The 23,676-nt window shown below is 43.4% G+C and carries 13 protein-coding genes; 2 read left to right on the plus strand and 11 right to left on the minus strand.

Going from position 1 to position 23,676, the window contains the following annotated elements:
• Window positions 1-5: 5 nt before the first annotated feature.
• From WC441_03625 to WC441_03635, 3 genes are read right to left on the minus strand one after another with little or no spacing between them, the layout of a single operon-like run.
• Complete coding sequence (locus WC441_03625; GenBank protein MFA5163591.1) at window positions 6-3,362, minus strand: DUF4215 domain-containing protein; 3,357 nt, start codon at window positions 3,360-3,362, stop codon at window positions 6-8.
• Window positions 3,363-3,387: 25 nt separating this feature from the next.
• The gene (locus WC441_03630; GenBank protein ID MFA5163592.1) at window positions 3,388-8,805 is read right to left on the minus strand and encodes an Ig-like domain-containing protein; all 5,418 of its coding nucleotides are present in this window, start codon (window positions 8,803-8,805) and stop codon (window positions 3,388-3,390) included.
• A 20-nt stretch (window positions 8,806-8,825) separates the two neighbouring features.
• Entirely contained in the window at window positions 8,826-11,510 is a 2,685-nt protein-coding gene (locus tag WC441_03635; GenBank protein ID MFA5163593.1) for an Ig-like domain-containing protein, read from the minus strand.
• A 54-nt stretch (window positions 11,511-11,564) separates the two neighbouring features.
• On the opposite strand from WC441_03635, the gene WC441_03640 reads away from it, so the two are divergent.
• Window positions 11,565-13,046 (plus strand): RelA/SpoT family protein, encoded by a 1,482-nt coding sequence (locus WC441_03640; protein ID MFA5163594.1) that lies wholly within the window; start codon window positions 11,565-11,567, stop codon window positions 13,044-13,046.
• A gap of 47 nt (window positions 13,047-13,093) precedes the next feature.
• Here WC441_03640 and WC441_03645 read toward each other — a convergent pair whose 3' ends face one another.
• The 8 genes from WC441_03645 to WC441_03680 all read right to left on the minus strand — a co-directional run bounded on the left by WC441_03645 (window position 13,094) and on the right by WC441_03680 (window position 22,831).
• Window positions 13,094-13,327 (minus strand): hypothetical protein, encoded by a 234-nt coding sequence (locus WC441_03645; GenBank protein ID MFA5163595.1) that lies wholly within the window; start codon window positions 13,325-13,327, stop codon window positions 13,094-13,096.
• Window positions 13,320-14,672: a histidine--tRNA ligase gene (gene hisS, locus WC441_03650; protein ID MFA5163596.1), complete on the minus strand. Its 1,353-nt coding sequence runs from the start codon at window positions 14,670-14,672 to the stop codon at window positions 13,320-13,322. Before hisS ends, WC441_03645 begins: the two co-directional genes overlap by 8 nt.
• Before the next feature lie 8 nt (window positions 14,673-14,680).
• Window positions 14,681-15,241 carry a signal peptidase I gene (gene lepB / locus WC441_03655; protein MFA5163597.1) on the minus strand — a complete coding sequence of 187 codons (561 nt, stop codon included), beginning with the start codon at window positions 15,239-15,241 and terminating at the stop codon, window positions 14,681-14,683.
• A gap of 123 nt (window positions 15,242-15,364) precedes the next feature.
• Entirely contained in the window at window positions 15,365-16,423 is a 1,059-nt protein-coding gene (queA, locus tag WC441_03660; GenBank protein ID MFA5163598.1) for a tRNA preQ1(34) S-adenosylmethionine ribosyltransferase-isomerase QueA, read from the minus strand.
• 186 nt (window positions 16,424-16,609) lie between these two features.
• The gene (locus tag WC441_03665) at window positions 16,610-17,167 is read right to left on the minus strand and encodes a hypothetical protein (GenBank protein MFA5163599.1); all 558 of its coding nucleotides are present in this window, start codon (window positions 17,165-17,167) and stop codon (window positions 16,610-16,612) included.
• A gap of 230 nt (window positions 17,168-17,397) precedes the next feature.
• A complete protein-coding gene (gene ruvB, locus WC441_03670) occupies window positions 17,398-18,420 on the minus strand; it encodes a Holliday junction branch migration DNA helicase RuvB (GenBank protein MFA5163600.1) in 1,023 nt (340 codons plus the stop codon).
• Window positions 18,421-18,431: 11 nt separating this feature from the next.
• A complete protein-coding gene (locus WC441_03675; protein MFA5163601.1) occupies window positions 18,432-21,422 on the minus strand; it encodes an ATP-dependent DNA helicase in 2,991 nt (996 codons plus the stop codon).
• A gap of 140 nt (window positions 21,423-21,562) precedes the next feature.
• Complete coding sequence (locus WC441_03680) at window positions 21,563-22,831, minus strand: pitrilysin family protein (protein ID MFA5163602.1); 1,269 nt, start codon at window positions 22,829-22,831, stop codon at window positions 21,563-21,565.
• 114 nt (window positions 22,832-22,945) lie between these two features.
• Between WC441_03680 and radC the strand changes: the two genes are divergently transcribed.
• Entirely contained in the window at window positions 22,946-23,674 is a 729-nt protein-coding gene (gene radC / locus WC441_03685) for a DNA repair protein RadC (GenBank protein ID MFA5163603.1), read from the plus strand.
• The last annotated feature ends 2 nt before the right edge of the window (window positions 23,675-23,676 follow it).

Genomic DNA, 23,676 nt, shown 5'->3' on the forward strand with positions numbered 1-23,676 from the left:
TAATTTTATCGTAAACCTCCGCCTCCGGCCTGCTCATATTCACAGGTATCCCAATCTAGAGTATTTTTATTAAACCAATTACTCTTACAACTATATGAACAGTTAGAAAGACTGCAACTACTATCATTATATATCGGGGGCTTGGTAGCGGATAGATCCCATGACGTACAGGTGGTACCGTTGAAACTTATACAAGGGACAGAAAATACAGGGCTAGTACAAAAATTTACGTGATTAAAATTAGTATAACCCTTTGTCTGGTAAAAAGATTGGTATTCCGTGCTGCCGCAAGCGACATCTTTATATAGCCTACAATCTGAGCCACAGGTGAAACTGCCCTTCCCGGGGCCATCGCACTGTTCGTTGCCATTAATCACGCCATCGCCACAGCGTTCACAAACACCGCTATTGCAATTATAACTTCCAGGGCAAGTTTGCCCGCAGTCACCACAATTTGTCTTATCGTTGCCCTGGACATTCGTTTCACATCCATCTTTAGCGCCAGTACAATCTTTATAGGGAGCATTACAACTATAATAACAAGCATTCAAAGGACAAGTGCTGTTATTATAGACTGGGGGCAGCGTGCTTGAATACTGCCAACTGCCTGCCGGGCAATTATTGCTAATGTTATATTTACCATTTTCACAATAAACTTTAAAAACCACGGCTGAAGACCCGCAAAAATTCATGCTAGACCAATTACTATAACCATTAGAAGACCAATAAGTCTGATATCCAGGACTAGTACAAGCAACTTGTTGATAAACTTTACAAGTCTCGTTGTCGCAGTATAAACCTCCGCCAGGATCAGTACCATCGCATTCTTCATTACCGTTCTTCACGCCATCGCCGCATCTCTGGCAGCTGCCGGCTATACATTGATATGACCCCGAACAAGTAGAATTAGGGCCGGTACAAGCACCACAATGATTTTCATCACTACTTAGGTCAACCTCGCAAGTATCGATATCCTGCCCGTTACAATTACCTTTGCCAGCCTTACAATTATATTCGCATTGCTTATAGGCATTGCAAACGCCATAAGGATCGGGAGAAAAAACAGGATTTTGAGTTGGCCCCCAAACACTACAATAAGTCTGGCCTCCTTGGACAGCTGACCCGCTACAAATCTGAGTGTAAGTGCCACAGAAAAAATTTATATTATTTAAATTAGAGTAACCGGAATCTGCGCAAGACATAGTCCTAACTATTTTACAATCTAAATTACAGGACAAGGACGGAGTTTCGCTCTTAAAATTGGGGCTGGAATTATAATCGCATTGTTCTGACCCAGTCACAAAACCATCGCCGCAACTACCCTCCTTACATACTTTATTGATTGGATCCCATTCATAGCCTGGACTACAAGCACAGGAACCGCTCTGGCAAAAACCATGGCTACCAAAACTACCATTGTTACATTTATTACCGCACGTGCCGCAATTTAGCAGGTCATGCTGAAGATCTACGCAAACACCGCTACATTCGCCAGAGGAACAAGCGCAGGATCCATTAACACACTGGCTCAAAGTCGGACAAGCGTTATTACATGCGCCGCAGTGGCTGTTGTTAGAGGCGGTATTTATTTCACAACCATTAGCAGTATTTTCGTCACAATCACGGTAACTCCCGGAACAATCGCAAGATTTGCTGGGCCAAGTGCCAAGACAATCATAGTTCTTACCTGTATCGCAAGCTTGGCCACAGGCGCCGCAGTTGCTAAAATTGCTCAGACTAGTCTGACAACCGACATCGGTGCCACATTTGCCAAAAGGTTCATTCGGATTGCATTTAAACCGGCAAGTAGTTTCTGATCCTTGGATGTTATATTCGGTCACCAAATCTTTAGGCGGGTTAGCCTCCCAGGCGCCACAAGCATTATTAGCGCCATTAGCGCCGGTGCATTTAATGTTATATCCATTCACAGAATTAAAAACATTATAACCGGCCGGAAGGGCGGGACAAGAATAGAAATAATTTCCATATTTACAATTTTCCGTACAGCCAGAACTCGCATTATTATTACCAGAACCAAAATCACATTGTTCCGGACTAGTTACCAGGCCGTTGCCACAGATAGGAGCTGAGCATGAAGCGTTGCTACTGCCCGCCCCAGACCCAAAACAAGTCCAAATATACTTGCCTCCAGAAGGAGTGACCGCTGAAGCGCTCCCGCTGGCACAGAGTCCTGAGGTAGGCGTAGAAGTAAGCGGCAGGTTATGGGCCTCACCGCACACTCCGCTAGACCGACGAGTCGCCGAACAATTGACTGGGCTACCGTTATTGCCATCACAACTCCAATTCCAGCCGGCAGAGTTGGAAACAAAATCTTTGACGGTCCCTACACCACAGTTGCCCGCATCATAATAAGTCAGGCTAGTTAAATCCTTGCCATTGTTAGCCCCGCAAACCGGAGTTACTTTACAATCGCTCCACAGACAAGCATCACAAGTTTTTTTGCCAGAAAACCCACTCCAAACACAATCCTGAGGCTGAGGCCAAGCTCCGCTAGAATCTTGTTCACACTGCTCACGGCCTTCCAGTTGCTTATTACCACAAGCCTGAGAACCTATATTGCAATTCCCTAGATGACAACCCGCTTCACAATTAGTTGTTCCTGAGTATAAACCGAGATTGCAATTGAAAGATCCCGAGCCGTCACAAGCTTCAGGACCGTTAGTAATTCCATCGCCGCAAGATTCGGCTGCTTGGCAAGCATTCCAAGCCCGGCAACCATCAGTTTCGCTGCTGCTAACGCAAGTCTGCTGCCCCCTATAACTACTGCCTGATAAAATACAGGCTTTCGAATTATTATCGCAAATCTCATTATTACCCGGCTCTATCAAGCCATTACCGCATTTATTAAGATTGCCGAGATCAAGAGCGATCGGCTCAGATTTATTACTCTCGACTCCATTCGCTCCAATAGCGCTCAGGGCAAAATAATGGATTTTAGGACTCATCTGGCTATAATCAAATTCGATATTAGAAGCCTTGAGTTGCGAATCATATGACTCGCTATAGACGCCCGACTCTACCCCGTGATACAAGCGATAGAATTGGGTGCTGTCGTTATTTGGCGTCCAGAAAAAGTTGATCGTCTTAGAACCAGCCGCTAAAGCCGCGCTCAAGCCCAAAGGAGGCAGGGCATTCTTCTTAACTAGATTCATCCTACCGCTATTTAGCAAGGCTTGGATTTCGGCATCGCTCTCCTTATAGAAATCAGAAAAAGTCCTTTGGATGACTAAAAATTCCAAACCGAGGATAAAGGTAAATACTAATAACAAGATTAGCTTTAAATTATGCGGCAACATCGGCTTGGTTTTCTTTTTCCCAGCCGTACTTTTTTTGGAAGCCATATATAATATAAAAATTAAACGCTAATTAGCCGCCAGCTCCGAAACCCAAGGGCACTAGAGGTGGGCGCATATCAGTCGGAGTCACTTCGGCCGGGTCGGATAATTCACTCTCTTGGTTTTTATTGGTTAAAGCCGTTATCCTAAAAGAATATAACTGCTTGTCGCTAAGACCGGTAATAGTATATATACAGACATAATCTAATCCGCTTTCCACACAATTATCAGACGCTAACACCCGCTTATTACTTTGAGAGGCTCCGGAAATACCATAATAAATCTTATAGGTACTAACGCTAGTCGACTGGTCAACCGCTCTGATAGAACGCCATTGCAATTCGACCGTACCACCAATCTTTTTATCAGTAGCGCTAACTATCGTCACAATCTTCGGCTTAGCGGCCCTAAAGAAATATGATTCCTTCAAAACATTAAAGATGCACTGGCCATAAGAACCGCAAGCATCACCGCTATTAGCTCCCGTGGGGCAAGGCTCGCCGCCAACGCTGCAGATGAGGGCGCTATTTTGTCCCCTGGTCACCGGATCTTCGTTAATAGCCGGTAAATCATCGGCCGTACCTGGTTGTCCGGAATCACGGCAATAATAGAATTTATAATTAAAGTTATTACAAGCGCCGCCAGCATCACAATTAGAATCATCTAACCAAGGACTCCAAATTCCCGAAGCTGGCACTGATGGCCAAGGATTCTCGCACACAAACACATAAACTGGGGCGGAACCAATAGCGCCGTCCCCGGCGGTGATTACTGACTTCATATCTACTTCGGCAGTAACAGAAGTGCTGTCATCAGTCACTCCGGTCTTAGCTCGCAGCAAAGTCTTATTCTCAGCAGTCCCCCAATTAATCCCCGCTACTTGGTCGACCACATCAGCATCATCTACGCCCCAAATCCAATCCCAATCATATTCAGATAACGGATTCAAATATTGGCCATCTTTACTTAACGCATAGGCGCTAAACGCCTTATCGCTATCTCGTTTAGAATCAAAACTAGAATTAGTCGAATCAGAATCATTTTCGTTCAGATCATTATTGGTCGTCTGGAACAGATATGAAGAGGGAGAGACTTGGACGTGATCAACCGTGCAGATGCCAGCGTCTGCTCCCTGCGAAGACATAGTCCGGAAAACGGAAATATATGAATTAACGTAATTTATCTTGTTGAAGGAAATATCCTGTCCCTCGATCGTCGTACCCCCACCCAGATTCAAACCAGCACCGTTCAAACCGGTCGCCCAATAGCTAAGGACGCCGCTATCGCTATGCAAGAATTGATCACCTTTGACAACTATATAATATACGGTGTTAGGGTTTAAAAGCTTCTGGGGGCTAAAAATAAGGGTATCACTAGCAGATTTTTCATTGCTGACTAAACCAGGAATAGAACAATACACCTTGTCATTATTATTTCCTGGATTAGTGAAAGCGGCTAAACTGGTCTGTCTAGAAAAGACTCGGGAAATATTTCGCCCAACATAAAATACCTTATCCAGGATCCGGGCTAAGAAATTTTTAGATTTAGGTTGTTCTAACAAACTGTTATCAGCTAAGAAAGTTCCGGAGGGACAAGATGACCCCGGGGCACGCTCCTCTAAAAGAAGCACGTTACCGGTAAAACTATTAACATCCATCGCCTGGTTGAAAGTAACTTTAATCAAGGCGTTACGGCAGACATTTTCAGCGAGCTCAGCTGGAGTGGTCGAGGCAGTTTTAACCTCTGGCCTGGTTCGACAGCAGGAATTAATATCACAAGCGACATTGTCAGAACCGCCGCAATGTTCATCTTCAGAGCAACCGCAACATAGGCCGCGGCCAGCTCCGGAACAAGGGGCTTGATCAGCCTCGCATTGTAGTTTTAAATTTGGTTCTCCGGTGTTGATTCCGGCGCAAACGTCAGTAGCAGCGCCAACCTGACAGCAACAAGCACCGCAATCGCTAGCCCCCGCTCCGCCGACGCCGCCATTTTCAAGGAAACAACCGAAAGGCTGAGGGCAAGCGAAAGCATTACAACCGCTGGCCGTCAGATTAGAGCAAGTCATGCCTACGCCACCCGGACTACAGCTAGTCTGACATTTATCCTGGCTCAAATAGCTACCCGTCTTATTAGCCGACGAACAATCAGGACAAGTATAATAAGCGCAATAACCGATATCAGCACCTGTTTCTATCCTCTCCTCGCCTTTACAGACATTATTACTAAAATCCCAACAACAGCTGGCGTCCATCAAACAATCATTTTCCACGCTTATTGCGGCACAATGGCTTGACCCAGGATTATCCTGGCAAGCCTGACCGCAAACCTCTGTATTTTCATATAAACCATAGGCTAAAGGAGTATTAAGGCCACATTGGCTGGGATTAGCTTGGTCACAATCATAATAAGAACAATAGCCATAATAAGTATCTGTACTGTTCTCACTCACCCGGCCGCCACTCACATTAACGCCACGGCAAGCGCCGCCACTAGCGCCGTCGATACAGCAAGAGGCATGGCTGGCGCACAATCCATTATTCGAAGATAGGATATCGCAATCAGCGCAATAGCCTTCAGGAAATTCTGGATCGCCGACTTCGCAATATTGCCCGCTATGTCCAGAACAGTTACAAGCAGCATCCCAATCTGCCTGATTGCCACCAGGCGTCTTACAGCCAGTACATTTACCCAGACCGCTGTTTTTATCTTTAGCTGGATTAGTGTCAGAGCCGCAAGCGCCGCCGCAAGTCAAGCCGGCACAGCAATCCTGGGCCGCTTGTTCAACCCGACAACAGCATTGACAACTAGGACTTTCATAGCATTTATTATCCGTAGCATCACAGCTGGAACCGCCAGGACAATCAACTGGCTTGGCACAGACACCAACACTGCCGCTAGTATTAAAAGCAGCGCATTCAAAACCATCGGCACAACTGATACAAGAAGTACCATTTTTATTGTCTCTATATTTATTATTACCAAGATTAATCCAGCCTGTGCCGGCATCTTGAGGCGGATTAATGGCTGGATAGCCAGCGCTATTTACCACCCAATGATATTCATTATTAGCCGACTTAGTGCAAACACGGAAAGAGTTGATATCCTTTTCCCAAATAGATAAATTGCAAGGAGATTGAGTATCGTCGACACATTTATCTAAAACATTATTATATACGCCCGACGTGCAACAGACTCCTTTGTCAACTTTAGTGGTTAAATTAAAAGGAGAGCATTGGCCAGGAGAGTTGGGGCAAGATTTGCCTGTTTGGCAGGTCCCGACCGCCTTAGCCCAGCCATTACAACTATATTGGTCTGTTAGATTATAGTAATTAGTATCAAATCTCCATTCAAAAACGGATTTTTTAGTGCTCCCAGCACAGTCACTCTCACTAGCCACACAGGAACCTTTCTTGTAGCTCCCTTCCTGGCAACAAATATTATCAACCCCGCATTCTCCGTCGGTTTTACAGGCGCCAACGGAAAAGTTAAAAGGATTGCTGGAATTCCCGTTATTAACCACCACGACTGGACCGGAAGCGGCTCCGCCAGGAACGTTTGGCGCCATCTTTTGGGATTTATTCTTTCCCTGTCCTTCGGTGGTAATCGCAGCGCTGACTGCTTGTTCGCTATAAAATTTAGTAGTACCATTGGCACCCGATCCAAAATATTCGCCCCACAAGGCTACCGACGTGCCCACCTGTCCTTTGATCGGAAACATTTTACATAAACCAGGGTTTAAGGGGTCGTTAGCTTTAAAAATAAATTCACTGTTATTAGGCGGAGTAAGATCCTTAGTGCTCAGCCTTTCTTCTCCGCCAGCAAAAACTATATCCAGATAATAGCTGCTATTGTCGGCTAAACCGCTAGGAACCTTAACGATAATCTGATCCTCGCTCCAAATCGCATCCGCGCAGACTTCGGGAAAATCAAAATTGGCATCCGTCTCGCTCATAGGGTTACTGCCTTTTAAGACGAATTTAACTGTGCTCTTCCCTTGAATCCGGCCAAAACCCTTTCCCCTGATGGTCACATATTGCCCAACCGGCCCTTTATCGGGCGTGAAGCCGGAAATAAAACGAGTCAAAGTTTCTTCGCCCACCTTTCTGAATTTAAGATAATTACTTTTTAAAGGAACGGCAGCAGCCATCTTAGTTACGAAAAAAGTTGTCTTGCCAGAGACAATATCAGGAATAATCGATTTGCCCACCTTGTTGTCTGTCACTAAGTCAGTCCCCTTACTGGAAACAGCCGCTTCATAAGAACCAAAATATGATTTAACTCCGGTCAGGTTAACGCCGTAGTAATAAAAATCTCCCTTTTGTCCTTCAGCTGGATCAAGGGAACACAAGCCAGGCCGGACTATGTTATTAGCGATAAAATCTGGCACCTGCGGACCATTAGCATCATTAGTCATATCCGATTGGCCGTCGCTCCGCACTATTTTTAATTGATAAGATCCATTTAAACCGCTTGGGACACTGATTATTACCTGTTCGCTAGTCCAATTACTGACGCAAGGAGCGCCGGGCGTCCCAGCTAAGGTTTCACCTGCAGGATTAACAAACAGGATCTTGCTACTCGCAGCATCATAATCGCCAAAATTATAACCATAGACAGATAATAGGTTGCCGCTAGCGCCATTAGGATTACTTAAATTACAAATTCCACTCGCGCAATCAGTATCGCTAACACAGGGGCTATCGGGAGCAGATTCGCAATAGCCTCCAACCGGACTAATTTCATTTATCATCGGAGCGCCCTGGCAGGTACAATCACTTTCACTGCAAGTCAAAGCCGGACCGCACTTACTTTCGTCCTTATCGCAAACAGCCGTGCCCGGATCAGCATCGCAGGACTCTCCTAAACCAGCCGGGGGAACACAAAAACAATTAGAATCGCAAGTGTAGCCGTCTTGGCAACTGCCGTCTTGGCAACCGTTTCCGCCGGAGGTGGTGCATTTTTCTAAATTAGCGAAACCGCAATTACTACCAACGCAAGTCCCAAAACCGCTGCTGCAATCCCAAACCCCGGAACAGCCGCAAGGAGCGCCGGAAACACAACCACTTTGGCTGCCATTACCAGTAGCATCAACTAATTTATTCAGAACAAACCTCGCTATTCCCCAAGAAGCTAAGATGATAACTAAACCTATCGCTCCATTCCGCAGGAGCTTTTTAGCATCTTCAACTTTCTTTTCATCGCCATCGCTAGTCATCCATTTGAAACCTCCGGCCAACATGATGACCACAGCTATCGCCGACAAGAAAAGCATGGCGATATTTATTATTCTGGCACCGATCGCCCGAGGATCATCGGTCCCTAAAGCGATCTCATTATCAATTTCAGCCACACCGACATCGATTTGAGCATTGGTAATCTGGAAAAAAGCTAAAATGCTGAAAAATATCAGGATAAAACTAAATAATTTTAAGATGTTTTTTCTCGACACAGGCGTAAATTTAAATATTTTTATTGGGCACAATTACCTTTATTATCCAAGCCATTCTCGGCCGTGGGGCTACCAAAACAACAAGAAGATTGAGTATCGTCCGCTAAACAAGTCCCGCCAGCACTAGGCTTGAAACAATTTTGATAGATGTCACGCAAACCAGAGCCGGCTTGAGCATTATAGGTCACAGATTCATTAAAGTTAGAGTGGAGAATATAAACATCACTCCTGTCCGGCCAACCGTCTGGGTTATTTTCATCTTTATTTTCTATCCCCGCCCAGTACCCTAGAGGCTGGGGAGTCTGGCTCCAAAGGTTAAGATAATTATGGGTGACGCCGTCCTTCTCTTCGCTGCCGGTCTTAATCGTGCTAGCCATCATCAAAGTATCAAAAGGAATCTTAATAGCCGCAGTTAAATCAGTGGGCGAACCACTCACTGGGCTAGGACTGCCAGAAATTTTAGGCGGATTAACTTTGATCTGGTTATTTATGAAAAAATACCATGAATAATTGTCTCCATGTTGAGGGTGCTGATTAATCGAATTAGCAACATAAGGTATGCCCGCTGGGCCGTCACAAAAACCATCCTGATCGCCATCTAAAGAATTATTAGCCAGGTCAACCAAGCCATGAAGATTTTGGGGGTTTAAATCGGCTAAAGGATAATTTCTTAAATTACTATCCCGACAAGTCTTGTGATCCAATTCCACATTAGGCAAACATTTATAACTACCGAACTTAGTGCAGTCACCATCACTAGAACATGTAAAAAGTTCAGCGGCATTCACAAAAGCCATTAACTGGCTATCTGATGGAAGGCAATATATCTTATCACCGCAACCGTTCATCCCGCATTCATTATTAGAAATAAACTCTACCGTCTTATAATTGCTACCCGCCGCAAATTTACCAGACAGGTAATCACCGACACATTTACCATTCTCACATTTAGCTGATAAGCATTCTAGATCGCCAGAACAATTATCTCCATTTCTTTTATTAGAAACGAAATTGCCAGTAATATTTAAAATCTGGAGATAGTCCTTTAATTCATCAGCACTACCAGAGATAGTCATCGGATTAATCGGCTCATCAAAGACTATCTGGATTACTGAATTTCTTGGCTGGTCCGGCTTGCCTTGGACATTCATGCCTTGGACATTATCTAGCCCCCCGGTCATTTGGGATAAAGCTATATTAGAATCATTGGTTTTTAGAATAATATTATCCCCGGCTAAACCTGCCTCCCTCGCCCTAAGCGATAGGGTGCCACCATTAAGACTACTAACCTCGACATCTGGATTCGGCTGGCTCGGAGAATTAATTTTCTCCTTTAAATTCGAGGCGGAATCATTGATGCTGCTACCAACCTCGACATTATTGCCGTTAGAATTACCAGCAAAAGAATAAACAGTCTGCCCGACCGTGACGGTGCTAGCTATTTTCTCTGGATTAACGGAAATAGCCCAAGCGTCACCTGCTTCCGGATCAGCATCAATGGTAAAGCCGAAATAATTAGGAAAATCGATAGAACGCCCATTAAAATCGGCGGCCATTAAATTAATATTGGTTCCGCCTGAAACCTTAAATAGGACTCCTTTGCCCTTATCAGCGTCATAACTAACCTTAAATGACGCATCCTGGCCGTGATAGTTATTAGAATGTTTTTCTGTATCATCAGGCATAGTCGAATTGTCGGGCGTAATATTAGCTACGCTGGCCGCCTGATAGGCTTGGGGTTGTGAATTTAAAGTTACGCTCCCCTGAGAACGCCTTTCTACCGCCGGATAAGGCGTATCTTTTTGATTATCCGGTACCGGGAAAACACCGATGATCTTAGGCGGGGTTAAATCTAATTTATTGCTGACTTCAAAACTCCAAATATAAGTATCTGACGCACAGGTCTTAAAAATTGATTCATCCAGACCGTCTTTCTTTATCTTTCCGCTTAAAGTTATGGAATAATCAGTATAGCCCGTATCAGAGCCCAGATATTCGTTGGTCCTAATAACCAAAGTTTTCTTATCGCTAGTGATAGAAACAGTGGCCGCCGCAGCCGTAGTACTGGTTTCAGCTAAAATCGAGACACTATCTGTTTTCAAAGCTTCATTGTCGCAATTGCCGTTACTATTTGCGTCTTCACAAACAGTCGTCGGGTTAATCGGCTCTTTAAACGTCACTAAAATAGCCGTATTTCTTGGTACCTCTTTTTGGTCTGGCGCCGGATACACACTTTCTAGAGTACAATTACCCAAAGCCCCAGCTCCTGATTCCAAAGCTGATCTTTTAGCGCCAGCTGGCTCACTGCTCGTCCCCTGGCTTTGATCGATAAGCTTGTTCAATATGAAGGTAGTAATGCTCCAAGAAGCAAAAATAATAACCAGACCGATGACTGATTGTTTTAAAATCCGTTTAGCCTGGCTGATCTTATCTTCATTGCCATCACTCATCATCCAAAGAGCGCCAGCATAAATTATCAGGATAACGGTGACCGCGCCCAAGAGACTAAGGAAGATCTGGATGATCCGAGCGGCCATCACCCGGGGGTCATCTGAAGAAAGCCCGATGCTATTATTTACCACCTCGATACCAGCGTCGATTCCCTGGGCCTTAACCACAGAAAACCACAGGACTCCTAAGCTTAAAATAACTAAAAAAAACCAGCTATTTCTTAACTTTTTAGAAATTTTTGATTTAATTATCATGGGTATTATGTTATACTGAAATTATAGCATAAAAATAAAAACAAGAGAACAAAAATGACCATTGATCGCATCATCAAAAAATTCCAAGAGAACAACCCGCAAGCCGATACGGATATTTTGCGTTTAGCTTATGATTTTGCGGCCGCAGCCCACAAGGGACAGCTCCGTAAAAACAACGAACCCTATATTAACCACCCTCTTCACACCGCCTACCTTCTGGCGGAAATCAAGGCTGATCTCCCGACTGTTACCGCCGGGCTACTCCACGACGTGCCGGAAGACACAGAATATACTTTAGATGATATAAAAAAGAACTTCGGCCCCGAAGTTTATTCATTAGTTAAAGGCATTACGAAATTAGGCAAGATCAAATACCGCGGCATTGAACGCTACCGGGAAAACTTGCGCAAGATGTTCCTGGCGATGGCTAATGACATCAGGGTGATATTTATAAAATTCTGCGATCGTTTGCATAATTTACGCACACTAGACTCTCTGCCGCCAGAAAAACAAAAGAGGATTGCCCAAGAAACCCTGGAAATATACGCTCCGATCGCCGGTATGCTCGGCATCTGGCGCTTACGCTGGCAGATGGAGGATATTTGCTTCAAATACCTTTACCCGGAAAAATACAATGAACTAGAACAGAAATATGAAGTTGAAAAAAGGACGGAAAGCAACCAATTTTTCCAAAAAGTAAAAAATATCTTGGAGCCGAAGCTAGAAGAGGCCGGCCTTAATTATGAACTAGAAATCCGCTTCAAGCATCTCTACAGCATCTTCAAGAAAATGGAAAATAAAGACCGGAAATTCGACGAAATCTATGATGTTTTCGCCTTAAGGGTAATCGTCCCGGAGGTTGAAGATTGCTATAAGGTCTTGGGAATAATCCATACCATCTGGAAGCCGAACCCCAACCGTTTCAAGGACTATATTGCCGTACCCAAGCCTAATGGCTACCGCTCTCTCCACACCACCGTCGTGGGACCGGAAAATAAAGCAACCGAATTCCAAATCCGCACCTATGAGATGCACGAAGAAAACAGCTACGGTCTCTCTGCCCACTGGTACTACAAAGCGAGAAGCCAAAAAGACACTAAACAACAACCCAGCTGGGTCAAAGAAATCCTGGACATCCAAAAAGAGATTACTAACACCCAAGAATTCGTGAAAAAAATAAAATTAGATATCTTCCGCGACCGCATCTTCGTTTTCTCGCCCAAGGGTGATGCTTTCGAGCTGCCAGAAAAATCCACCCCTATCGACTTCGCTTACGCTGTCCATACAAACATCGGCAATAAAGCTTCCAGTGTGCTAGTCAACGATAAGCTGGGACGTCTCGACCAAGAATTAAAGAATGGCGACATTGTAGAAATCATTATCGAAAAGAACCGCCAATATCCCAATCGCGATTGGTTGAAGTTTGCTAAAACCAAGAGAGCGCGTGACCGGATCCGGCAGAATGCCAAGAAAACCACCTTTGAAAATATCCGTCGCTTTATCCCAGGAATGCGCGGCCATAAAAATCCCGAATAAACAGATTAAAAAAAGCTCCACCTATTAGGCGGAGCTTTTTTATGTTCTTAACGATTATTAACGGTTTCTTCTAGTTTCCCGATTTTGCGCAGATATTCTTTCTTTTTGCGCATATCCAAGCTAATCAAGGCAGACTTCTTGACCTGGCGCTTAGTCTTCTTCGGTTCCAAATATTTTTTGGAACGAGCTTTTTCTAAGCGTTTACTATTCTTCAAGGCCTTCTTGAACTTACGCAAGAAACTTTCAAAACTTTCTCCTGGTTTACGTTTTAAATCAGCCATATAAAACACCTCTCTTTCTATTTATTTTTTTCTCTAATTTATCCTTAATTTTCTTATAAGGCACAACCTCTTGGACGGCCGAATCCATATCACGCATAATAATGGTTTCATCCATCACTTCCTTCTTCCCTAAAATCAAACTTAATTTAGCCTTCATATTAGTCGCTTCTTCCATTTGATTCTTCAAGCTATCAGAACAGAAAGAATGACGAACGTTAAATCCGGCCTTCCTTAAATCTTCAAATAACAACAAAGATTTTATTTTTGCTTGCTCGCCTAGCTGTCCGATAAAAATAATATCGTCAGCCGGAACATAGAATAGATCTCGATTATCTTTAGCCTTAATCACTGTTCTCTCCAAACCGATTGCTAAGCCAGCGGCTGGAGTAGCCGGACCGCCAAAAGATTCGATCAAAGTATCAAAACGCCCGCCGCCAGCCAAAGCTAATTTGCTCTGAGCGACGCCATCCTCTGATACCGGCCAAAACTCAAATACTGTATCGTTATAATATGACAAACCTCTCACTAGATAAGGATTGAAATTATAGTTAATACCTAATTCATCCAAGTGCTCTAAGGCTTTTTTGAAATGATCTCGACTCGCTTCATTTAAATAATCAGCGATCTGCGGCGCCTCTTCTTTCATCTTAGCGCAAGCGTCTTCCTTACAATCCAGAAGGGTTAGGGAATTCTTACCCAGATTCTTCTTGCAAGCATTGCAAAGCTTGGAACGGCGACCGCGCTCCTTATAAAAATTAAGCAAACGGGTATTATACTCCTTGCGGCATTCCGGCCCACCCAAGCTATTAACTTGGACTTGGACGTTAATTTTTAATTCTTTAAAAAAATTATTAGCTAAAGCGATCAAACCAACCTCGGCCATCGGTTTATTATCACCGATAATCTCCAAATCCAATTGGTTGGATTCACGATAACGTCCTGATTGCAACTTTTCCTGTCGAAAAATTGGCCCCATGGAAAAGATTTTCAAAGGCAAAGTAAACTGGTTGATATTTTCCAGGTAGGCCCGGATAATTCCTTGGGTTATTTCCGGCCGCAAGACGATCTTTTCCGCCTTTTCTCCTTCGACCCAATATAATTCCTTATCAATCGGACGCCGGCTGGATTTTTTATATAAATCATAGCTTTCTAGCAGAGGAGTCTTTAGATAATTAAAGCCAAAATATTCCGCCAATTCATAAGCGCGATCCGAAACGGCCTTAAAATAGCGCCAGTCAGAAGGTAGGGTATCTTTCATGCCCAAAATCCTACCAGAAGATTGAGCCTTCTTTTCGGGCTTTTTAACAGCATTATCCTTGGTGGCATTTTTTTTAGGTCGAGGCATAGGTTTTATTAATATTGAGGCAAATCTTTAAAAACTTTTATCTTATTAAAGGGGTAACCGCGAAAATAAACGCGTCCCGTGATGAAACTTTTATTCAAAGGACCAAAAATCCTAGAGTCTTTAGAGGCATTACGATTGTCGCCTAAGACAAAATATTCATCTGGCCCCAAACTTATCTTGGCATCGCTAGCGCTATAAGTACCTAAATCAGCTGGCAAATAATTTTCTTTAAGGACGAAACCGTCAGGGTTAGCCTGGTTATAAATATGGACTTCCCCGTCTTTCACCTGCACGCTTTCGCCCGGCAAACCGATGAGCCTCTTGATGAAATATTCTTGCGGGTCCATGGGGTAACGGAAAACTATGATTTCACCTCTTTGTGGCTCTTGAAAACGGTAGCTTATCTCATCAATAATCAGATATTCGCGGTCGTGGAAGTTGGGCTCCATGGAAGCGCCTTTGACGTAGAAGGGTTGGATTAAAAAATAGCGGACTGGAATGATAATTGCCAAAGAAATCGCCGCTACTTTAACAAACTCCCACAAAAAAATAAAAAATCTTTTAAACATATTTATCCTCCTCTAAAATATCACTATCTATTAGTAAAGAATCCAAGTTGAAAAAGCTTGAATTCGTAATTAACACTATAACAGAAAAATTTAAAAAAATCAAATCGGTCTTTTTCCTTATCTTTAGCGAATAAACATCGCATCTCCATAGCTGAAAAAGCGATATCTCTTCTTAATTGCGGCCTGATAAGCCTTGTCAATATTATGCTTGCCCGCTAAAGCGCTCACCAGCATCAGGAGACTTGACTTAGGCAGGTGGAAATTAGTGATTAAGGCGTCAACAACTTTAAACTTATAAGGAGGATAGATGAAAATATTCGTCCAAACCTTAAAATCCTTTAAGCTCTTAATCTTTTTTTGTTCATTCACCTTCCCTCCCCAAGTCTCGAGCGTCCGGCACGAAGTTGTGCCCACGGCAACAATCCGCCGTCCCTCGCTTTTAGCTTTTAAAATCTTTTTTTGGACAAGAGTCTTCATCTCAACCAACTCACTATGCATTTCATGCTCAGATATATTCTCGCTCTTGACGGTCGCGAAGGTCCCCAGACCGACATGAAGAGTAACAGCCAAGACCTCAACTCCCATCTTTTTAATCTTCCTTAAAAGAGCTGGCGTAAAATGAAGGCCGGCTGTCGGCGCCGCCACCGAGCCTCGTTTCTTTTCATCGGCATAAACGGTTTGATAAGATTGCTTATCATTATTTTTCTGCCCGTCTCTCTTAATATAGGGAGGCAGAGGAACTTGCCCGATCCGATCGACTAAATCCAAAAATTTCTGGCCGCTTTGATTGAATTCTACTTCCCAGGTACCATCGCCTCTATCTTTTGTTAAAGTCGCTTGCAGCTTTCCGGAAAAATTAACTTTTAAACCAATCTTTGTTCGCCCCTTTACTAAACACTCCCAACGGTTGTGATTAAGCTGATGATGCAAAAATATTTCTCTCTGCCCGCCGCCAAGCTCCGTCTTGCCGATAAGACGGGCTGGAAAAACTTTAGAATTATTGACCACCAAAACATCGCCGGGGCATAAATATTCAAATATATTATAAAAATAATCATGCTTAATATCACCGCCTCTTTTATCCAAAACCAAAAGCCGCGAATGGTTGCGCGGCTTAGCCGGATTCTGAGCAATCAAACCCGGCGGAAGATTGTAGTTGAAATCGCTGAGAGTTAGGGGCATAAAAAATATAAATAAAAATACTAACTAGGCCACGCGAAACCTTGGCCGCTCGCAGATTCACCTTAATCATTTCTATAATGACACAATATTTTATTTTAAAAAAGGACCTTGGTTATACAAAATGTATATTTATAAACCAAGGTCCAAGAACAAAAATTCAAAGAGCCGAGGGACTAAGTCCTAAGCTCAACTTGCGAGAGCGGCCGGGTGGCCAGAGCTGAAGTCGCCGCCAAGTAAGAAGTAGAACCGAGACCACTCGGAGCCGCGCCAGCCGAGGCAACGGACATACAAAGCACCATTCGGGTCACGATAAATCGTTCCCCAAAAAAAGATAGCTTTACCCTTCCAGGACTCCGGGATCAGCTCAGGATGAGCAAAGAGGTAATCCAAAACATTGGCGTTCATCACCGGCTTGGCGGCCAATTCTTTTCTTAAATCGTGACCGCAGATATAGCCTGTCTTCTGCCTCTTAGACAAATAAAGAGCAGCTCTAGTAGGAACAAATTTTAACAACCCACTTTTTTTATGTTCTTCAACAGACAAGCCGTCGGGCACAAAAGGTGCAGCATCACAGTCGATGAGATGCTCAGGATAAGAAATTGTAGCCAAGCCGGCCAACAGATCCCTGATCTTACCAAGCTCAGCAAATTGTTTCAGTTTGGTCACCTCGTCAGGGGTGAAACCGGCTTTTTCCAGAGCATCGCCCAATTGGTTCATAGCTCCAACGGAATAAAGAGTTGACATTGTCAGTCCTCCTGTATTTTGTAACTCGTTTCTTTTGGTTTTACGTTCTTGAAACTTGTTACTGATTTAACTGCTCTCAAATCATTATTGATTCTGCAACAGCGGTCAAAAATCTAACATTTTAGATTGCTAATCGCTAAAGCAGAATATTTATTAAAGGCCGATTCTAATAGAACAATTACAGCACAAAATTAAATTAATGTCAATATATAACTCATGAACAGCTATTTTTACACTAACTTATCCACGCCAAGTGGCTTTAAGCCCAGATGCCTATAGCCTAAATCAGTGACTATTCTGCCTCGAGGCGAACGGTCTAAAAAGCCAAGTTGCATCAGATATGGTTCATATATATTTTCAATCGTATCCATCTCTTCGCCTGTAGCCGCCGCTAAAGTATTAAGGCCCACTGGACCGCCCTTGAATTTATCAATAATGGTTTCCATCAATTTGCGATCGACTGAATCTAGGCCCAAAGTATCAACTTCCAACATGTCCAGCGCCTCTAAGCATAAACCCTGAGAAATGACTCCATCACCTTTAACTTCGCAATAATCGCGCACTCTTTTTAGGAGACGGTTAGCGATGCGTGGTGTGCGCCTGGATCTTTGGGCAATATTTATAGCAGCTTGAGGTTCAATTGAAGCTCCTAAAATCTTAGCGCTCCGGCTGATAATCTTTTCTATATCGCTTATTTCATAGAAGTTAAGATGATGGGTCAAACCAAAACGGTCGCGGAGCGGCGAAGATAATAGGCTGGCCATGGTGGTGGCGCCGATAATTGTAAAACGAGGCAGGTCCAATCTCAGGGTCCGGGCGCTCGGACCTTTGCCGATAATAATATCTAAAGCGTAATCTTCCATAGCCGGATAAAGAACCTCTTCAATTGTCTTGTTCAAACGATGAATCTCATCAATGAATAAAATATCGCCTGGAGCCAGGTTGGTTAAAATAGCTGCTAAGTCACCAGCCTTCTCGATGGCTGGACCGGAAGTAACGCGGATATTAGCGCCGATTTCGTTAGCGATAACGTGAGCCAAGGTGGTTTTGCCTAAACCGGGAGCACCATATAACAGAACGTGTTCGATGGGCTCGCTCCTTTTCTGGGCGGCAGCGATGGTAATCTCTAAATTAGCCTTGATTTTTTCTTGACCAATATACTCAGCTAAAGTTTTAGGGCGCAAGCTCAAATCGAAGGCATCTTCGCCACCCTTGGCTACTGGTGAAATCAAGCGTTCTTCGTCTATCTTCATATAATTGATATTTAAATCTTCCTAAATTCACAAATGTCATTAAAGTCACAATAGCGACAAGTAATCTCATCCGGGGTCGGGGAAAAATCATATCTCTTAATTGCCTCGATAATCTCCCTTATCTCTAGCTTGAACTTTTCCAGATCCTTATCTTTAGCGCTAAAAACAAATTTGCTGCCATCCTGTAAATAATAGAAGGCCAGCGAGGAGACTTTTAGGCCTAAAAGCTCTTCGGCGACTATCTGATACAAGAACAGCTGGCGTTTAGCCGCATAGTCCAAGGTCTTTTTCGGGCTACCCGTCTTATAATCAGCAATCTCACAAGTGCCATCAGGTAATTTATCAATCCGGTCAATCGTTCCCTTAATGACTTCCTTATTAATCTTGATCGTAAAGCTTTTCTCTAAAAATAATATCTGCGGTAAAGAGTCTTTCAGAAAACTATCGAAGAATAAGGCGAGATTTTTTTCACCTTCCCGATAATATTTTTCTCTATCCCCGGCGCTTTCCCAATTCTCGGGGCTAAAATTATCCCGATAAAGCTTGAGCAGGTTTTCTTTTTTTAATACCGGAATAGAATCTTTCCCGAACAAACTAGCCTGAGGCGCGCTGACCAGCGGCAACAAGAATTCATAAAGGCTGCGATGGATAAGCTGGCCAAAAATAAACTGATTCTTGGTAGCGGCCGGAATCTTGAGGAGGAAAGCGAATTTATATTGTAAGGGGCAAGAGCTATAAGCAGCAAACTGGGAAAAAGAAAACTTATCAGGCAGAGCTAATTTGACGCTTTCTTCTTGAATTTTATCCAAGCCTTCCAAATCTTTTATTAAATCGCTACCTTTAACATCTAAGTTAACTGGGCTATCTGCGACTATTCCCATCTCAGTGATGAATTTTGAGGGTTTTTTCTCCCGAGCCCCGCCATAATCTTTGGCGGCTGTCAGATAAAGTTCGTCTTTAGCTCTGGTTAAGGCGACATAGAAGAGACGGCGCTCTTCTTCCAGATGAAAATCACTGCTGCTTGTTGTCTTTTCTCTCACTAAAGGCTCCGGTAACTCAATCTTCTCTCCGCGATGGATGCTTGGAAACTGCTTATCAACTAAATTAGGCAGAAAGACGTATTTGAATTCCAAACCTTTAGCGGCGTGGACGGTCATTATCTTAACGACATCAGCATCTTCAAAATCACGCGCCAAAGAACCGCTTTCGCCGGATTCAAGTTCCAAGTCCATCATTTGTCGGAAGTCTTTAAGTTTCAAATCCAGGTCGGCCTCTTCCGCTTTCTTGATTTTCTTATAGAACTGATTGAGATAAGAATAAATTTTTACGTCACGATCGCGATCCAGGCGTTTTAATAAGCCGGAATCTTTTACGAACTCCAAGAAAATACGAGATGTCTTGCCGCCCACCGCTAAAGTCGATTGCTTCTCTATCATGCCCAGAAGCTTATTGATATTTTGGAGAGATTCAGGGCTAATTTCAGGAATAGCGGCCGCATTCTTTAGAGTTTCATATAAAGACCAGACCTTACGCCGGGCAAACTTGTTGATTGTAATCAAGTCGGGATAAGAAACTTTAAAGACCTCCATGTTCAGAACCCTGAACAAAGCAGACGACTCATGATAGTTGTCTAATAGCTTCAAATAAGCCAAACAATCCAAGATTATGGGTTTGTAATAAAGCCCGCGCAAGGATACGAACTCATTAGGAATATTATGACGATTCAACTCTTTGACGAATTTATCGGCAATGGCATTAGAGCGGACCAGAATAGCAAAATCTGACCAGGCGGTCTCTTTATCAGCTTGATAAATGTCTTTGATGCTCCCGGAAACGAAAGAAGCTTCTTCGGTTTCCGTCGCAAAATTATGGAAACTAACCTGGGATTTTTTGGAAGATGGTTTTTCCGCCTTCTCGCCCTTTGCCTTAATCTTCTTATCCAAGCCCAATTTAGTTTCCAAACGGTTGGGATTATTATTTTGGATAAAATGATAGGCATAATCCAGGATTTCCTGGTTAGAGCGGTAATTATCAGTCAAAAGGACTTCCTGGGCCTGAGGATAATCATCTTTAAATTGCATGATATTAGCGATTGAGGCTCCGCGGAAACGATATACCGCCTGATCATCATCTCCAGTGACTAGCAAGTTATTATGACCAGCGGCCAATAACTTCATTAATTCATACTGAGCGTAGTTAGTGTCCTGAAATTCATCCACCATTATTTGCTTGAACTTCCGTTGATAAAACTGGAGAATATTAGGGCGATCGCGAAAAAGCTTCAGGGTGTAGATGATTAGGTCGCCGAAATCCAAAAAATTATTTTTTAACAGTAACTGATTATACACGTGGAAAGCATTCGCTAATTCCCGGAGGCGTTCGACTTCTATTTCATCAGTCTCTTCTCTGTCGTCATCCGAACTAATTTTTTTTGCCCTCGAGGCTTTTTTGGCTTTAACCGCTCCGCTTAAACGCCTATCCCGGTCTGATTCTAAATTCTCAGCATATGCCAAATATTCAGCGGCTGAGATATCCTCATCTTTAAGGCGAGAAAAATGTTTGATAAGTTCGGCGATAAACTTAGTCGGGTTGCCGAGAGGGCGATAATAATTCAAATCGAAATCATCGAGATTCTTCTTAATCAATATCCATTGTTCGGTCGTATTTAGTAATTTAAAATCCGGATTCAAGCCGATATCTAAAGCATGTTCACGCAGAAGCCTTTCACACAAGCCATGGAAAGTATAAATCCAAAGATCAGTATAGCCATAAGGCAAGAGGCGGTCGGCTCTTTCAGTTAGTTCACCCACGGCCTTCTCGGTAAAAGTAGTTAGGAGAATTTCATCGGCTTTGAGACCGACCTCTTGAATCAAATATAGGAGACGGTTGATCAAGACGGTGGTCTTGCCGGTACCGGCGCCGGCAATAACCAAAAGAGGGCCGCTGGTATGCTTGACGGCAGCCCGTTGTTTATGGTTTAAATTGGCTAATAAATCGGCCATTATAAGAATTTTAGGTTATTGAGTTCACATTAATTCTATAGCTTTTAAGCTTAATTGGCAAATAAGAAATAACTTTCGGGTTTAATAAAATTCCGCCTTATTTTCGGGCGGAATTATATTAAATGATTTCCTAGCTCAACCTAAAAATGCAATATCTTCTTGAGCCTGGCCGGATTTTTGATGTCACCGATCAGAGCCAGATTTAAGTGGCGACTGATAAAGATCCTCTTGGCGACACGCTTTATGTCCTCGGCTTTAACCGCTTTGATTTTTCTGATCATTTCGGAAGGCTTAACTACAGGACTTGGCATAATAACCTGGCGACCATAGAAACTAGCGATATCATCGGATGATTCCAGCTGCATGGTCAGGTGGCTGACATAGAAATCTTTCGCCTTCTTTAACTCTTTGGCAGGCACCGCCTCTAAGCTGATTTTTTTATACTCTCCCAAGATCGTCTTGATAGACTGCTCTAATTTCAGTAAAGGTACGCCGGCGCGAGTAGTCAGATAACCGGCGTCAGAGCTGAGTTCGGTCATGGTGCGGACATGATAGGCTAAGCCTTGCCGTTCACGCAAATTAATGAACAAGCGGGAACTCATTGAGCCGCCCAAGATAATACTTAAAATACCTAGGGCTGATTCGTCTGGGTCGCCATCCGGGAAGGCACGCACCGCTAGAGACAGGGTAACCTGGTCTGTTTTCTTATAATGTACCTTAACCTGCGGGGCATTTTGTTTATCTTTGATAAGCGGCTTATCTTGCCATTTATTCCTCTTAACCGATTCAAATAATTGCCTCAATTTACGGTCCAAATCTTTAGGCCAAGCGCCGGCTAAAAGAATGTACATGGACTTAGATCCATATTGACGCTTAAAGTAATCTATAAAATCCTGGCGCTTGAAACTCTTAATCGTTTTCTTGGTGCCGATAGTCGACCAACCAGCGGGCGTATCGCCATAAAGGCATTCTTCCAAGATATCCTCGATCAACATCAAGGGATTATCTTGGTACATATTGAATTCCTCGATTATCACACCCTTTTCCCGTTCGATTTCCGTGGCGTCAAATTTAGATTTCTCCAGCAGCTCGTGAATGATATTAACCGCTACCGGCATCTTGGCACTCGCCGTCTTAATGAAATAACCGGTATATTCCTTACTAGTGAAAGCGTTATACTCTGCACCGATTTCATCCAAAGCGCTAGATAAAGAGAGGGTGTCCGGGTATTTTTCCGTTCCCTTGAAGAACATGTGCTCTAAAAAATGGGACAAACCGCTAGTCCGGCGGTCTTCATATTTCGAACCTGTCTTAAACATCACCAAAATCGTCGCCGTCTTCATGCTCGGTACCGGCAAACTGATGATGGGCAAGCCATTAGCCAGCCTTTTTAACTTATAGTTATTCATATTTTAATGGGACTTTATTTTACTCTCTGAAAAAATAAAGAAATAAATGATTTATGTTAACCCTTTAAATTTATCATGTTTCTGATATAATTAATAGACGAATAAATGAAATATATGGCTTATAAAATCAAAGACCGGGATTTCGTCTTGAAATCAGAAGACAAACTACTACGGCAATATAAGATTAGTCGGATTAAGGATTTGCCAGACAGCGAAAAACCTCGGGAAAAATTACTCGATAGCGGTCCAGGCGCCCTATCAGCCGCCGAACTCTTGGCGGTAGTCTTAGGCGTCGGCACCAAAAAGGAAGAAGTTTTTTCCATGTCTTCCCGTTTATTGAGAGAGTATGGAGAAAAAGCTATAGTCCACCAAAAAGATCCCAAGGCGATCGCCAAGGAATTAAAAATCCCAGAAATCAAAGCCTGTCAGATTGTCGCTTGTTTTGAATTAGGCCGACGCTTTTTCCTGAAAACTCCAGGCGGTTCAATCACGATTCGTAATGCCTCTCAAGCTTTTTCCCACCTCAAAGATATGGGCCTGCTCCAGAAAGAGCAATTCCGCGGTTTATACCTTAACAGTCGCTATCAGTTAGTACACGATGAAGTAATTTCTCTGGGCACTCTGACGTCCAGCTTAGTCCACCCTCGGGAAGTCTTTAAGCCGGCGTTAGAATACTCAGCGGTAGCGGTGATTATCGCTCACAACCACCCCTCCGGCAGCCTCAAGGCTACTAGAGCTGACCAAGAAATCACCAGCCAATTGATTGAAGCGGGCAAAATATTAGAAATAGAAATTTTGGACCACTTAATCATCGCTAAAAATAAATTTATTAGCATCCTTTAGCT

Source organism: Patescibacteria group bacterium, from assembly GCA_041651355.1.
In the GTDB taxonomy this organism is placed as follows: domain Bacteria; phylum Patescibacteriota; class Patescibacteriia; order Patescibacteriales; family UBA12465; genus JAPLVX01.